This window comes from Tsukamurella sp. 8F (assembly GCF_029167375.1).
GTDB lineage: Bacteria > Actinomycetota > Actinomycetes > Mycobacteriales > Mycobacteriaceae > Tsukamurella.
Genome location: NZ_JARFTP010000032.1, coordinates 33,080 through 48,438, shown reverse-complemented (window position 1 = coordinate 48,438; position 15,359 = coordinate 33,080). Strand labels below are relative to the sequence as shown.

Below are 15,359 nucleotides of genomic sequence, written 5' to 3'. Positions count from 1 at the left end.
TCGCCTCTCGTGCAGCCGACCAGCCCATCAGCAAGCGCGGCACGCGGCGTCCGGGTCACGGCGATCACGGCCGCGGTCACCGGACTGCTCGGGCTCCTGTTCGCGCTCCTCACCCCCGTGATGCCGGTACACCAGACCACGGCGGCGCTGAACTGGCCGCAGCGCGGCACGCTCCAGTCGGTGACGGCGCCGCTGGTCTCGTTCGTGCCCGACCGGATCGAGGCGTCGGTGCCGTGCGCGGCGGTCGATCACCTGCCGCACGGTGTGGGCGTGCTGGTCTCGACCGGCCCACCGGAGTCCGACGACACCCTCGGCCGCGCGCTGCTGATCCAGGTCTCGGGCACACCGGACGCCCCACCCGACAAGCGCACCCTCGAGGTGATAGTCCGCAACACCCCGCTGGTCACGGCCACGGTGGCGCAGGTCCGGCAGGCGGGATGCGACCGCATCACGTTCACCGGCTCGTCCGACCGCGTGTACGGCGAGATCACCGGTATCAAGGATCCGCGCGGCGGCACCTACAAGGGTGAGAAGGAGAACGGATTCGACTACCGCCCACAGGTCGTCGGCGTCTTCTCCGACCTCACGGGCCCGGTCACGTCCGACACCGCGATCGACTTCCATGCACGTATAGACACCCGCTACACCACCACGCCGACCCTGCTCCGATGGATCACGATCGTCCTGGCCGTAGCTCTGATCGCGATGTCCCTCGCGACCCTGCACCGCCTGGATCAGGCGACCGACGGCCGACGCCACCGACGGATCTTCCCCCGGCACTGGTTCCGCCCGACGAAGCTCGACACCACCGTCCTGGTGACGCTGGCCGCGTGGCACATGATCGGCGCGAACACGTCCGACGACGGCTACATACTCACGATGGCCCGCACCGCCGGCCACGCCGGCTACACCGCCAACTACTACCGCTGGTACGGGGCGCCCGAGACGCCGTTCGGCTGGTACTACGAGGCCTTCGGTCTGCTCGCGAAGATCAGCACGGCAAGTCCCTGGGTGCGCCTGCCCGCCCTCGCGTGCGGCATCGCGACATGGCTGATCATCAGCCGGGAAGTGGTCCCGCGCCTGGGCCGCGCTGCACGCAGCAGGTACGCACTCTGGGCCGCGGCAGGAGTCTTCCTCGTCTACTGGATGGCCTTCAACAACGGCCTCCGCCCCGAGCCGGTCATCGCCCTCGGCGCCCTCCTCACCTGGTGCTCGGTAGAGCGCGCCATCGCGACGGGCCGCGTCCTCCCGTTCGCCGTCGCCTGCATATTCGCGGGGTGGACTCTGGCCGCCGGTCCCACGGGCATCATGACCGTCGCAGCGCTCCTGGCCGGAGTACGCCCGGTCGGCCGAAGGATCATCGCCCGCGCCCGAGCATCGGACGAGGGCTTCCGCCTCACGCTCCTCGCATACGTCGCCCCGGTCCTCGCGGCCGGTGTGCTGCTCGTCCCGATCATCTTCTCCAAACTCACACTCGCCGCGTTCCTGGCGAAGTCGGCGATGCAGCAGAACATCGGCACGGTCGTACCGACCAAGCACTGGTTCAACGAGATCGACCGCTACTCGGCACTGTTCACCTTCACCGCCGACGGCGGCATCGCTCGCCGCTTCGCAGTGCTCGCGACCCTCGCGTGCCTGGCCATCGCCGGCGCCGTCGTACTGCGCCGCTCCCACGTCCCCGGCGCGAGCCTCGGCCCGGGCCGTCGGTTGATCGCGGTGACCTTCGGGGGCCTGCTGCTGCTCATGTTCACACCCACCAAGTGGACGCACCAGTTCGGCGCGTTCGCGGGCCTGGCCGGTGCACTCGCGGCGCTGACCGCCGTCGCCCTGTCCCGGCACGCGATGCGCACTCCGCGCAACCGCGCGCTTGCGACGGCGGTGGTCCTGTTCGTCCTCGGCCTCAGCTTCTCCGGGCCGAACGGCTGGTGGTACGTCGCCAACTACGGCGTCCCCTGGGGCACGTCCACGGTGCTCGGCCTGGGCGGGGTGTTCTTCGTCCTGGCCGGCCTGGCGGTGCTCTACGCCGGCTGGTTGCACTTCCACGAGGACAGCCCCGGACCGCACCTCGAACCCCATGCGGTCGGCGAGAAGGCGGACGGCCGGCTACAGCGCATCGGCCGGTTCGCCGCCAGCCAATCCCCGATCACGTGGGCCTCCGGCCTCGTCGTGGTGCTCAGCGTCGCCACGCTCGCGGTCACGGCGACGGTGACGATGCACTCTTCGTACTCGGTCGGCAAAGCGAACTTCCGTGCCGCCGCGGGCAAGGGATGCAACTTCGCCGACTTCGTGATGACCGAGCCGGATCCGAGCGGCGGCCTGCTCACTCCCATCGCGGGGGCGCAGAAGGACTCGCTGGCCGGACCGGGAACCGTGGGGGTGACCCCGGACGGCGTACCCACGGACATCACCGCCACATCCACCGCGAGCGACTCGCAGACCAGCCTCGACGCCATGGCGTCACTGCCTCAGGAGACGACGTCGGGACGCACCGCGACGGCTGGCGTCAACGGTTCGCACATCAAGCTGCCGTACGGCCTGGACCCTGCGGTGACGCCGATCCTCGGCTCCTACTCGCCCGACATCCAGACCCGTGCCCGGATCGATACGGCGTGGTACCGGCTCCCGGCCGCGCAAAAGGACCAGGATCTGATCACGTTGTCCGCGGCGGGCAAGTTCACCGGCGACGAGCTCTACCTCGAGTACTCGACCGACGGCGGGGCCACCGTGGCCGGCAAGAAGTCGTTCATCGACATCGGTCCGGATCCCGCGTGGCGGAACCTGCGGCTGTCCCGCGGGGACCTCCCGAAGAACGCGACCGCCGTGCGGATCGTCGCGGTCGACGACGACCTCGCGATCAATCACTGGTTGGCGATCACGCCGCCGCGCATGTCGAAGCTGGAGACGCTGCAGCAGCTCGTGGGATCGAAGGATCCGGTGCTGATCGACTGGACCTCCGGCCTGGCGTACCCGTGCCAGCGGCCGTTCGACCATCGCGACGGTGTCGCCGAGGTGCCCAAGTGGCGGATCATGCCCGATCAGAACCTCTCGCCCGTCACCACCGACTGGGAGGGCAACGTCGGCGGTGGGCCGGTCGGCTGGGTCGAGCTCTTGATGGACGAGACCAAGGTGCCGGCGTACCTCCGCGGCGACCTCGGACAGGACTTCGGCGAGCTGGAACGCCTCGTCCCGTACGACTCCACAACGCGGCCCGCGGACATCACGACGGGCACCGAACAGGTGTGGGGCGTAGACCGAGAAGCCCCGATCCGGCAGGACTGAGAACCGCCGCGAAACTGAGAACCCCCTGATGAAGGGGTCGCTGAGCCGAGCCGGAACACAGGCGGCTCAGGCCGAGCGCCTACGATGGGCACCCGTGTCAGTGACGTCTGCTCAGAGCTCGAACGGGGATGGGGGCTCAAACAGGGATGGGGGCTCGATCGGTGACGGGGGGAACCCCCGATCCGGCGCCCGCCGGCCGGGCAGACCGATCGCTAGAGCGGTGGCCGTTGTGGCGGGGCTGGTGGGACTGGTCCTCTGCGTCATCACACCGCTCCTGCCGGTTCAGCAGCACACCGCGCAGCTGAACTGGCCGCAGCTCTCTGGGGCCACCGACACCGCGAACCTCACGGCGCCGCTCGTCTCGCAGTCCCCGCAGGAGCTGCACGCAACGGTGCCGTGCCGCGCGATCGCGGACCTGCGCGAGGGCGGCACGGTGCTCTCCACCGTCTCGGGGAACGCCGACGCGGGCAGCGGCCTGGGTATGAAGGTCGTAGTCGCGAACAAGACGGCGACGGTGACGTTCCGCAACACCGTCGTCGCAGCGGCACCGGTGAACAAGCTGAACGGCTGCACCACGTTGCGACTGTGGTCGACCATGAAGGACGTGGGCGCGAGCTTCGACGGCCTCGGCATCGACGGCACGTCGAAGACCGAGGACCGCCCCGTCGTCGCGGGTGTGTACACCAATCTCACCCCCGATCAGGTGCGTTCCGCGGGCGCTGGACTGAAGCTGAACGCCACCGTCGACACCCGCTTCGATCTCTCCCCGTCCCCGCTCAAGCTGGCAGCCATCGTCATCGGACTGCTGGCCGTCCTCGCCTCGGCGGTGGCGCTCTTCCTACTGGACCACGGCTTCGGCTACCACCGCCGCGTCGGACTGTTCGGGTGGCGTTCCCTGGTGCGACCACGGCCGGTCGACGCAGCCGTGATCGGCGGCCTGATCCTGTGGGACCTGCTCGGCGGCGGCACATCCGATGACGGCTACATCCTGACCATGGGCAAGGTTGCCGACAAGGCCGGCTACCTGCCCGACTACTACCGGTTCTTCGGCGCCCCCGAGGCGCCCTTCGACTGGTACTACAGCCTGCTGGGTCACTGGTCCTCCATCTCGTCGGTAGGCGTCTGGACGCGCATCCCCTCGGTCGTCGCGGGGATCGTGACGTGGCTGCTGCTCTCGCGCGTGATCCTGCCGCGGCTCGGGTCGGGCGTGCGGCGCTTCCCGCTCGCCATCTGGGCCGCGGGCGTGATGCTCCTGGCGTTCTGGTTCCCCATGAACTCGGGCCTGCGATCCGAGCCGATGATCGTGCTCGGCACCGTCGTCACCTGGGCGGCGATCGAGCGCACCATCGCGACGCACCGCGCCCTGCCGGCCATGATCGCCACCCTCGCGGCGGGCATGACGTTCGCGCTCGCCCCGCACGGGATCATCGCGGCGGCCCTTCTCGTCGCGTCGGCAGCGCCGGTCCTGAAGGTGCTGATCACGCGGCGGCGCGAGGCCGGGGTCGCGGCCCTGCTACTTCCCGTGCTCGCCGCGGCCGCGGTGTGGGTGCCGATCGCCTTCCGCGACCAGTCGCTCGCCTCGGTCGCGGAAGCGATCCGCATCCGGGTCGAGGTCGGGCCCGCGTCGGCATGGACTCAGGAGTACCTGCGGTACTACTTCCTCACCGTGACCACTACCGACGGCTCGCTGGTGCGCCGGGTGCCGGTGTACCTGCTGGTGGTCTGCCTGTTCGTGGCGACGTTCGTGATGCTGCGCGCCAAGCGCATCCCGCGCATCGACCCGGGGCCCGTGTGGCGGATGATCGGCGCGGTGTTCATCGGCGCCGCGCTGATGAGCCTCACCCCCACCAAGTGGACCATCCAGTTCGGCGGGTACGCAGGCTTCGCGGCCGCGCTCGCGGCTGTGGCGACGGTGGGCGTGGTCGAGGCCGCGCGGCATTCGATCCGTAACTTCACATTCTTCCTGTGCGGCATCCTGTTCGCGCTCGCAGCCGCGTTCGCCGGCTACAACAACTGGATCTGGCCGTACGCGTGGGGGGTGCCCTGGTTCGACCGGCGGCCGCAGCTCCATGCGATCACGTTCTCCAACGTGCTGCTGGTGCTGGCGGGCCTGGCCGGCGCCGTCGCGGCGTGGCAGCACTTCCGGATCGACTTCCGCCAGCGCGGCCACGGGGGCCTGGCCGACGAGGCGGTCGTCGACGCAGCGGACGCAGACCTCGCGGGACGCAGTTCGGCAGACCAGAAGCTCGCGCGCCGGGGCCGGCGACGCCTGCAACTCGCATCCCTGCCCCTGACGGTGGTCCTCGGCCTCCTGGTGGTGGGCGAGGGTCTCATCTTCGTGAAGGCCGGGGTCTCGAACCACAACACCTTCTCCGTCATGGACTCCAACCTGGCGGCGCTCCGCGGCGACCGCTGCGGCATGGCATCGAAGGTCCTGGTCGAGACCGACCCCAGCGACGACCTGCTCCAGCCCGCCGACGGCCACCCGGCCGCCCAGGCCCTTACGGGAGAGGGCACGCACGGCTTCACGCCAGACGGTGTCTCGTCCAGTCTCAAGCCGCAGCCCTCGGGAGCGGCACCCGGACAGATCAACGTCGCGTCCCCCGTCATGATCCCGTTCGCGTCCGCCGCGACGACCGCGGGCACGGGCGGCGGCACCGGGCCGCGCACCATCAACGGCTCCACCGCCGCGCTCCCCTACGGCCTGGATCCCGCGCGGACGCCCGTCGTAGGGAGCTACGGCGAGAACAACGCGCCCGCGGAGCTCTTCTCCGACTGGTACACGCTGCCTCAGCGCTCCGCCGACGCGCCTCTGGTGTCGTTCTCCGCGGCCGGCTCGATCGCATCGGTGGACGCGACCGGCAACTCCACGTACGGCCAGCAGGTCTTCCTCGAGTGGGCGCACCGCGACGCCACCGGCGCCGTGACGAAGCAGGGCAAGACCGCGCCGATCGACCCGGGCCCCAATATGCCGTGGCGCAATCTGCGCGTGCCGATGACGGCGATCCCGTCCGACGCCAACGTGGTCCGCCTGCATGTCATCGACTCGAACCTCGGTGCGCAGCAGTGGGTCGCCGTGACGCCCCCGCGTGTGCCGCGTATGCAGACGTTGCAGCAGGTCGTGGGCAGCGACGATCCGGTGCTGCTGGACCTCCTTGTGGGGCAGCAGTTCCCGTGCCAGCGCCCCGCGGGCATCGCGGGCGGGGTGTGGGAGGTGCCCAAGTGGCGCATCCTGCCGACCCGCAAGGACGCGATCGCCTCGTCCCGGACGTGGCAGGCGACGGAGGCGGGCGGCCCCCTGATGCTGCCGGACACACTCCTGAAGACGACGACGTTGCCGACCTACATGATGGGCGACCTGCAGCGCGACTGGGGCGACCTGCAGCGATATCGCGAGGCCTCGCCCGCGCCGGCCGCGCACCTGAGGGTGGGCACCGCGACTCGCTCCGGGTGGTGGCGCCCCGGCCCGATCCGGGCGATCACCGACCAGACCGTCTACACCGGACACTAGGACTGACATGGCTTCCGCGACTGACATTGCTGCCGCCGGGTCGGCCCGGGGCGTTCTGCGCTACGGACGTTGGCGCATCGTCGCCGCCGTGTTCGGCGTGCTGGGTTTCCTCCTCGCCTGCCTGACGCCGCTGCTTCCGGTGCACGAGCGCACGACGACGCTGAACTGGCCGCAGGGCGGCCGAGTCGCCAGCGTGGCGGCGCCACTGGTCTCATACGTGCCGGTCGACCTGCACTTCTCGGTGCCGTGCAGCGTTGTGAAGGACGTTCCGCAGCGCGGCGGGCTGATCCTGTCGACGCTGCCACCCCAGGGGGAGCGCCCCACGCTGCAGGGCATGTTCGTGCGGGCGACCGCCGACGATGTCACGGTCAGCGACCGCGACGTCCCGCTCATCTCCGCGAAGCGCTCCGACCTCCTCTTGACGCCCGGCTGCGCGATCACCGTCGACGCCAACCCGACCAACACGGTCGCGTCGTTCACCGGGATGAGCGGGCCGAACACCTCGAAGACCGTGAACGATCCCAACATGCGGCCGCAGATCACCGGCGTCTATACGGAGCTCCCGGCCGGAACGTCCACCGCGGGTATGAGTCTGACGGCGAAGGTGGACACCCGGTTCAACACGTCGCCGACCCTGATCAAGCGGCTGGCGATCATCGTGGGACTACTGTCGACGATCCTGTCGGTGGTAGCGCTCGGCTTCCTCGACCTGCGCGACGGCCGCGGCGCGGTGCGGACCATGCCGCGCGGATGGCTGAAGCCGCGACCCGTCGACCTCACGGTCATCGGAATCCTGTTGCTGTGGTGGTGGATCGGACCCAACACCTCCGACGACGGCTACCAGTTCACCATGGGTGGCCAGGCCGGACACACCGGCTACATGATCAACTACTTCCGCAGCTTCGGCGTACCGGAGAATCCGTTCGGCTGGAACGACTACATCTTCACCGCCATCATGCATTTCACGAGTGCGGCGCCCGCGCTCCGGCTGCCCGGTCTGGTCATGGGGCTGCTGTCGTGGCTGGTGATCTCGCGCGAGATGATCCCGCGACTCGGGCGCGCGGTGGTGCGTTCACAGGCCGGGCTGTGGGCTGGCGCAGCGGGATTCCTGCTCATCTGGCTGCCGCTGAACAACGGCCTGCGGCCCGAGCCCGCTGTCGTGCTGTTCTCGCTTCTGACCTGGGTGTCGATCGAACGCTCGATCGCGACGGGGCGCCTACTGCCGGTGGCGATCGCGCTGCCGTGCGCGGCGCTCACGCTCGGCGCGGCGCCCGGTGGCCTCATCGCCGTGGCCGCGATCCTCGCGGCCTCGCGGCAGATCATCACCCGGATCGTGAAGCGCCGGAAGCGCGACGGCCTCGTCGCACTCGTCGCGCCGCTGCTCGCCGCGGGCGCGTCGTATCTGTTCTACGCCTTCTACACGCTCACGCTCGGGGCCACTCGCGAGGCATTGTCGGTGAAGACCGTCACCGGCCCGACCCTCGAGTGGTACGAGGAGGGCGTCCGCTACTACTACCTCATGATCGACACCGTCGACGGCTCCGTGAACCGCCGGATCGGCGTCCTGGTCGCCTTCCTGTGCCTGCTCACGGTGCTCACCGTGATGCTGCGGCGGCGACGCCCGACGGGGATCTCCGCCGGCCCGGTGTGGCGACTGATGGCCGTGTTCTTCGCGACGATCATCATGCTCGCATTCACACCGACCAAGTGGACGCACCACCTAGGCCTGTACGCGGGCTACGCGGGCGGCATCGCCGCGCTCGCGGGCACCATGACGGCGTGGCCGCTCATGCGCTCCAAGCGCAATCGCGTGCTCTTCACCGCAGCGGTGCTGTTCGTTATGGCGGTGTCCTTCGCGGGCATCAACGGCTACTACTGGGCCGGCATCTACGGCGTCTCGTGGGGCGACAGGCCGGTGCAGCTGTTCGGGATCCAGGTCTACTGGGTGCTGTTCGGGATCTCGATCCTGGTGGCGCTGTACGGCCTGTACCTGCACTTCCGCCGGGACTACGCCCCGGAGCCGGTGCACCGTGGCCGCGTGATCCCGGTGCTCGCGCTCCTCACGCTGCTGGTGGTGGCCTTCGACGTCGTGACCGTCGCCAAGGGTGCCGTGAACCAGCGCGGCAGTTTCTCGTGGGCGGCCTCGAACGCCCGGGCGCTGCAGGGTAAGACGTGCGGCATGGCCGACGACGTGCTGATGGAGACCGATCCCGACGCGGGTCAGCTCGCGCCGCTCGCGTTGCCGGGCGGCCGCGTGCCGACCGCTGCGGCCACGCTGGCCGGCGAGAACACGGGTTTCACCCCCAACGGCGTTCCGGCGTCGGTACATCCGGTCAAGTCGAACCCGGGCCACAACACCGACAACACCAACACCGACCTGGTGGACACCGTCACCGCGGGCGGCGGCGGCACCGACGCGACGTCGCAGGGCGGCGCATCCAGCGGCGCCGCGGGCACCGATCCCAACGGTGTGAACAGCGGCTCCAACGGAACGAGCGGCTCCGGTGGCAGCGGCACGTCCGGCTCGTCCTCGGACGACTCGTCGACCGGATCATCGGACGAGGCGGGCAGTGCCGCAGACAAGGCCACCGGGGCCGCGGCGAACGCCCCGTTCGGCGCCCCGATCACCGTCAACGGCTCGAACGTACCGCTGCCCTTCGGGCTGAATCCGAAGACCACGCCGGTGCTCGGCTCGAACGGCGCCGTCGGGCCGGCGAACCTCACGACGGGCTGGTATTCGCTTCCGGCGCGCACCGACCGCACGCCGCTGGTCACGCTCTCGGTCGCGGGCTCCGTCGCTGCGACCGGCCTGAACAAGGCCCAGAAGCCGGGCCGGACACTCTCACTCCAGGCCGGCCGCGCCGCCCCCGATGGACACGTCACGCCGCTCGGTTCCCTGAAGCCGATCGACGCGTGGGACGCCCCGTGGTGGCGCAATCTGAGGTTCCCGACGGCATCGCTACCGAAGGGCACCAACACTGTTCGCGTCGTGATCGATGACAAGACACCGTCTCCCAACTTCGTGGCTCTCACCCCGCCACGCATGACGTCGATGCGCACCGCGCAGGAGGTCTTCGGCCGGGACACGGTGGTGCTGGCCGACTTCATGGTCGCTTTCGCGTTCCCGTGCCAGCACCAGATGCGGGCCCTCGGCGGCGTCTTCGAGACACCGGAGTACCGGATATCCCCGGATTTCAACGCCACCCGCCAGACGTCGAACACATGGCAGGGCTGGAAGACCGGCGGGCCACTGGGCTTCACCGACGCGACCATGCAGGAGCAGGTGGTACCGAGTTACCTGCGCGGCAACTGGTACATCGACTGGGGCACCATCACCAAGCTGACGCCGTGGATGAAGACCGAGCCGGCGCAGTTCCAGCACGGGGAGGCGACGCGGAGCGGTTGGTACACCCCCGGCAAGATGCGTTCCGCACCCTACTGATCCACCACTCCTTAGTAAGGAACCGCCTCCCGCCTGTTATTTCAGGTGGGAGGCGGTCATCTACTAGGGAGGGCTAGCGGAGACCGTCCCACAGGGCGCGTCGCTCGGGGTGCGGGTCGGTCTCGGTGCGTGACTCGAGGTCGAAGACGCGCACGGTGCGGGCATCGGGGGTATACGGCGCCCACCCCGGGTCGCCGTCGACGATGAAACGCACCCAGGCCGCGTGCATCTCGTCCGCGACCGACTGCGGTGGGTTCGGTCCCGCGAGGGCTTCGAGGCCCTCCGTCCCGAGGGTATCGAAGGCGAACCCGATCTCCAGAGCGTGGCAGGAGCCGAGGATGCCGCCGCGCACCGGGGACGCCCAGTCGAAGCGGTAGACATACGACGTATCGGGCGCCGCCTCCGCCAGGCGGACCGCGGGGATACCGAAGAACCAGTCGCCGATCAGGGCGGCGGCGGCGAGGCCGGCCGTCGGGTGCCGGTCGTCCCGATAAGCCTGCACCGCAGCGAGCGGGTCGACGAAGCCGTACCTCGCGATCATGGCCGCCGCAGCTTCGAAGCCGGCCGCATCGACGCCGGCGACGATGCCTGGAATCGCCAGGAAGAACAGCATCTCGTCGGCGTTGTGCCCCACCAGGACTCGCACACCCGAGCCAGCACCCGCCCGCACCGATTCAATGGGCGTGCGCGGGACCACGTCGTCACCGAGGCGCGGCTCGAACGGCATCGTATCGGCGACGATCTCGCCCCACTTCTCGGGATCGGGATCGGTCTGCACAGCGAGGCCGAGCTTCTCCTGCGCAGCCAGAAGCTCGGCTACCGGGAGCGCGGCGAACGCCTCCCGCGTACCGTCGACGCCGAGTTCGTCTGCAAGCCAGGAGCTCACGGCCCTGGCGGTGCGCTCCGACAGCGCGAACTGGCCCGCCCCGCTCTGCGCGATGACGCCGCGGAACATCCCCTCGGCCAGCGGCGACGCCAGCAGCGACGTGACGCTCATACCGCCCGCGGACTCGCCGCCGATCGTGACCCGCTCGGGGTCGCCGCCGAACGCCGCGATGTTCTCGCGGACCCAGCGCAGCGCGCAGATCTGATCGCGCAGGCCCACATTCGTCTCGCCGTCTCCCGTATCGAGGAAGCCGAACAGTCCCAGCCGATAATTCATGGTCACGCACACGACGCCGTCGCGGGCGAATGCGCTGCCGTCGTACTGCGGCACCGAGCCCGAGCCGTTACGGAAGGCACCGCCGTGGATCCAGACGAAAACCGGTGCGGCCCCGTCTGTCCCGGGCGTCCACACGTTCAGGACTAGGCAGTCGTCGCCTGGGGCGTCGGGTTCGGCCAGCAGCTCCCGTGAGGGTATGGGGTAGGGATTCTTCGGAACCGTCGCTCCGTGCTCGAGCGCCGGTCGCACGCCCTCCCAAGGCGGCGCAGGCACGGGCGGGCTCAGCCAGCCGCTCCGCGCGGGCGACTCGGCATAGGGGATACCGAGGAAGCGGGCGACCCCACCCTCAATCACGCCCGACAGCGCGCCGGAAGCGGTCTGCACGATCGTCTGCACGATGTCCGAGTCAACGCGCCGCATCACGAGGTGTCAATGGCGGGCACCCGCCCGACACGCCGCCGCAGTGCCCGTTGCAAGGGGTTGCAACAGACCATCTCGAGGAGACGGGTTCGCATCGGCCGGTCCTTACCAGTATCTTCGTACCAACGAAAGCCGAAAGGGGGCCCGGTGGCTGCCATCCGCGCGGCGACTGACGGTACGCCGATGGGGCGCGCTGAGGTCGCTCAGCACTGGGCGCTGTCCGTCGATGCGCGCCACGCGCTCGGGGACGAGGTCGATTCGGCCGCACGCAGGATGAGTCGCGTCCTCAGCGAGATCGCCCGGCTCGCTGCACAACCCGACGGAGCCGCCACGGCCGCCGAGCGGTATGACCTGGGTGGACTGCTTACGCAATCGCCCCTCGACCGCCTCCCTCCGCTGGTCGCGGAGACGTTCGCGGCGTTCGCCGCGGCCACGCCCGATGGTGCGGAGGGTGCGGCCTGGACGTCGGTATGCGCCGACGTGCTGGCTGGATACTCCGACGCACTCAGCGAGCTGGCCCTCGCCGCGCAGGAGACCACGCTCGCCGCCGCGATCTCGCACCGTGAGCGCGCGATCGAGGCGCTACAGCGGACCGTCGAGCATCGGGCCACGCACGATCCGCTCACCGGGTTGCTCAACCGCGCGGCGTTCGACGAACTGCTGCGCAGCATGTACCTCGATCGTGGGCACCGAGCGCTGAGCGTCCTGGTGCTCGACCTCGACGGGTTCCACCGCATCAACGACTCGTACGGGCATGTGGTCGCCGACCAACTGCTCAACGCCGTCGGCGAGCTGCTCGTCGGGGAGGCCGGCGGCGCGGCCGTGATCTCCCGATACGGCGGCGACGAGTTCACGATCGCCGTGCACAACGGCACCGTCGAGACCGATGAGCTGGCTGCGCGGCTCCTCGAGGCGCTGACCGAACCCTTCGAGCTCTCGGCCGGATCCGTGACGGTGGACGCCTCCGTCGGCATCGCGACCGCATGGCCGGGGGTCGCCCTGAGCGACTCCGACCTGATGCACCACGCCAATCACGCTCTGGCCGAGGCCAAGTCGGCAGGTGGCCGGCGCGCGGCCCGCGACGATGTGCGCTCCGATGTCGACCACGACCGCAACCGGAGGCAACTCCGCGAACGCCTCGAGGTCGCGGCCGCCCTGCGTCACGCCGCGACCGACGACAGTCTCGTGCTGCACTACCAACCCATCGTCGACACGACCACGGGCCGCGTCGTCGCCTTCGAGGGACTCGTACGCTGGCGGTACCAGGGCACCCTGCGGCGGCCCGCCTTCTTCATGGACATCGCCGAGAACTCCGCGATGATCGTGGACATCGGCCACTGGGTGATCGACACGGCGCTCGGTGACCTCGCCCGGCTGCGTGGTGCCGCCGGCGGAGCCGACGTGACCATGTCCGTGAACGTCTCCGCGCGGCAGCTGCGCGACCCCGGCCTGATCGACTGCGTGACCTCCGCGCTCGAGCGGCACCAGCTGCCACCGTCGGCACTGTGGCTGGAACTGACGGAGACGGCCCTCATCGCCGACGTGGAGAACGCGGGCGAGACACTGACCGACCTCGCCCAGCGGGGGATTCGGATCAGCCTCGACGACTTCGGTGTCGGCTACTCGGCGCTGTCCAACCTCAGCAGCTTCCCTATCAGCATCGTGAAGATCGACAAGTCGTTCGTGACCGCGCTGCGCGGCGGGGACAGCCTGCAGGAACGGCGTCGGCGGATCATGCTGTCGTCCATCCAGTCGATGGCAGACGACCTGGGCATCGACACGGTCGCCGAGGGCGTCGAGGATCTGGACCTGCACCGTCGAATACGGAAGACGGGCTGCACGTATTCGCAGGGTTGGTTCCACGGCATTCCGCAGCCCTGGGACCGTGCCTTCGAATGGTTCGGCCGGGGGGCCGGCCAGGCATGAACGACCGGGCCGCACGGGCCGGGCCTGACGGGCCGGGCGCGTCGGCCGCGTGAGACCCTGATCGAAGACCAACGGCGGTTCGACGAGAGGTGAGGCGCAATGCGCATCGGGCTGGGCATCAACTACGCGGGCGGATTCAAGGAGGTCGCGGCCGAGGTCGCCGACCTCGAGAAGGCGGGGCTCGACATCGTCTTCGTTCCGGAGGCGTACTCCTTCGACGCGGTGAGCGCACTGGGCTACCTCGCCGGCCGCACCGAGAGGGTGCAGCTGGCCTCGGGAATCCTGCAGATCTATACCCGGACGCCCACCCTGACCGCGATGACCGCGGCGGGCCTGGACTACGTGTCCGACGGCCGATTCGTGCTGGGGCTCGGTGCGTCGGGACCGCAGGTGATAGAGGGCTTCCACGGCGTGCGCTACGACGCGCCGATCGGCCGCACGCGCGAGATCATCGAGATCTGCCGCAAGGTGTGGAAGCGCGAACGCCTCGAGCACCAGGGCAAGTACTACACGATGCCCCTGCCCGCCGATCAGGGAACGGGCCTGGGCAAGTCGCTCAAGCTGATCAACCACCCTGTGCGCGAACGTATCCCGGTCCTGCTGGCGGCGCTGGGGCCCAAGAACGTCGCACTTGCTGCCGAGATCGCCGAGGGTTGGCAGCCGATATTCTTCCTGCCGGAGAAGGCCCGCGACGTCTGGGGTGAGTCCCTCGATGCCGGATTGGCGAAGCGCGACCCGTCGCTTCCGGACCTGGACGTCTACGCCGGGCCCGTCCTGGCGATCGGCGAGAACGTCGAGCATCTGCTCGAGCTCGTCAAGCCGAACCTCGCGCTGTACATCGGCGGTATGGGCGCCAAGGGCAAGAACTTCTACCACACGCTCGCCACCCAGTACGGCTACGGCGCCGAGGCCGACCGCATCCAGGAGCTGTACCTCGCGGGCGACAAGCAGGGTGCGGCGCAGGCCGTTCCGACCGAGCTCGCGCGCTCGATCTCGCTCATCGGCCCGGAGTCCTACGTGCGCGAGCGGATCGCCGCCTTCGCCGAGGCCGGGGTGACCGTGCTCAACGTCGTGCCACTGGCCGAGGACCGTGCAGGCCGCGTGGCCCAGGTGGAGAAGCTGCGCACACTGGTGTGAGCGCGGCCCGGCGCGTCACGGCCTGCTGGCGAGGCGCTCGAGCAGGGCGGCGGCGTCGCGCAACGTGCGGCATTCGTCGTCGGTACACCGCTCCTCGATGACCTCCGAGAGCCAGCCGTGCCGCGCCACACGGTTGCCGGCCTCGGCATCGCGTCCGGCATCGGTGAGCGCCACGATGCGCCTGCGGCCGTCGTCGGGGTCGGACATACGCTCGATCAGACCCAAATCCTCGAGCGATGCGATCGTCGTCGCCATGGACTGCGGGCGGACGCCCTCGACCTCGGCGAGGCGCGCGGCATTGGCGGCCTCGCCCTTACCGATACGAGCTAGGACGGACGCCTGCGCGGCGCTGAGCTCACCCTCGGTGCTGACCTCGCGAAGGCGGCGGATGACGCGCTTCATCGCTACCCGGAGCTCCATGCCCGTCTGCTGTGCAATGGGTCGTTTCGCCATATTTGCCAGTCTAGACTGATCAGGCTCTG

Annotated in this window: 7 protein-coding genes; 5 read left to right on the top strand and 2 right to left on the bottom strand. The window is 69.6% G+C overall.

Annotation, left to right across the window (positions count from 1 at the left end; all coding sequences use genetic code 11):
- The 3 genes from P0W64_RS18940 to P0W64_RS18930 all read left to right on the top strand — a co-directional run.
- Window positions 1–3,279 (top strand): arabinosyltransferase domain-containing protein (locus P0W64_RS18940; protein WP_343232884.1); only part of this gene is annotated, 3,279 nt, incomplete at its 5' end.
- Window positions 3,280–3,508: 229 nt separating this feature from the next.
- The gene (locus P0W64_RS18935) at window positions 3,509–6,790 is read left to right on the top strand and encodes an arabinosyltransferase domain-containing protein (protein WP_275481720.1); all 3,282 of its coding nucleotides are present in this window, start codon (window positions 3,509–3,511) and stop codon (window positions 6,788–6,790) included.
- A 7-nt stretch (window positions 6,791–6,797) separates the two neighbouring features.
- The gene (locus tag P0W64_RS18930; protein ID WP_275481719.1) at window positions 6,798–10,232 is read left to right on the top strand and encodes an arabinosyltransferase domain-containing protein; all 3,435 of its coding nucleotides are present in this window, start codon (window positions 6,798–6,800) and stop codon (window positions 10,230–10,232) included.
- 73 nt (window positions 10,233–10,305) lie between these two features.
- Here the strand turns inward: P0W64_RS18930 and P0W64_RS18925 are convergent, their stop codons facing one another.
- Window positions 10,306–11,814, bottom strand: coding sequence for a carboxylesterase family protein (locus P0W64_RS18925; RefSeq protein WP_275481724.1), 1,509 nt, complete (start codon window positions 11,812–11,814; stop codon window positions 10,306–10,308).
- A 147-nt stretch (window positions 11,815–11,961) separates the two neighbouring features.
- On the opposite strand from P0W64_RS18925, the gene P0W64_RS18920 reads away from it, so the two are divergent.
- Together P0W64_RS18920 and P0W64_RS18915 are read left to right on the top strand one after the other, a co-directional pair.
- Window positions 11,962–13,740: a bifunctional diguanylate cyclase/phosphodiesterase gene (locus P0W64_RS18920; RefSeq protein ID WP_275481718.1), complete on the top strand. Its 1,779-nt coding sequence runs from the start codon at window positions 11,962–11,964 to the stop codon at window positions 13,738–13,740.
- A 99-nt stretch (window positions 13,741–13,839) separates the two neighbouring features.
- A complete protein-coding gene (locus P0W64_RS18915) occupies window positions 13,840–14,877 on the top strand; it encodes an LLM class F420-dependent oxidoreductase (protein WP_275481717.1) in 1,038 nt (345 codons plus the stop codon).
- Between the two features lie 15 nt (window positions 14,878–14,892).
- On the opposite strand, the gene P0W64_RS18910 is transcribed toward P0W64_RS18915, so the two are convergent.
- Entirely contained in the window at window positions 14,893–15,330 is a 438-nt protein-coding gene (locus P0W64_RS18910) for a MarR family transcriptional regulator (protein WP_275481716.1), read from the bottom strand.
- Between the last annotated feature and the right edge of the window lie 29 nt (window positions 15,331–15,359).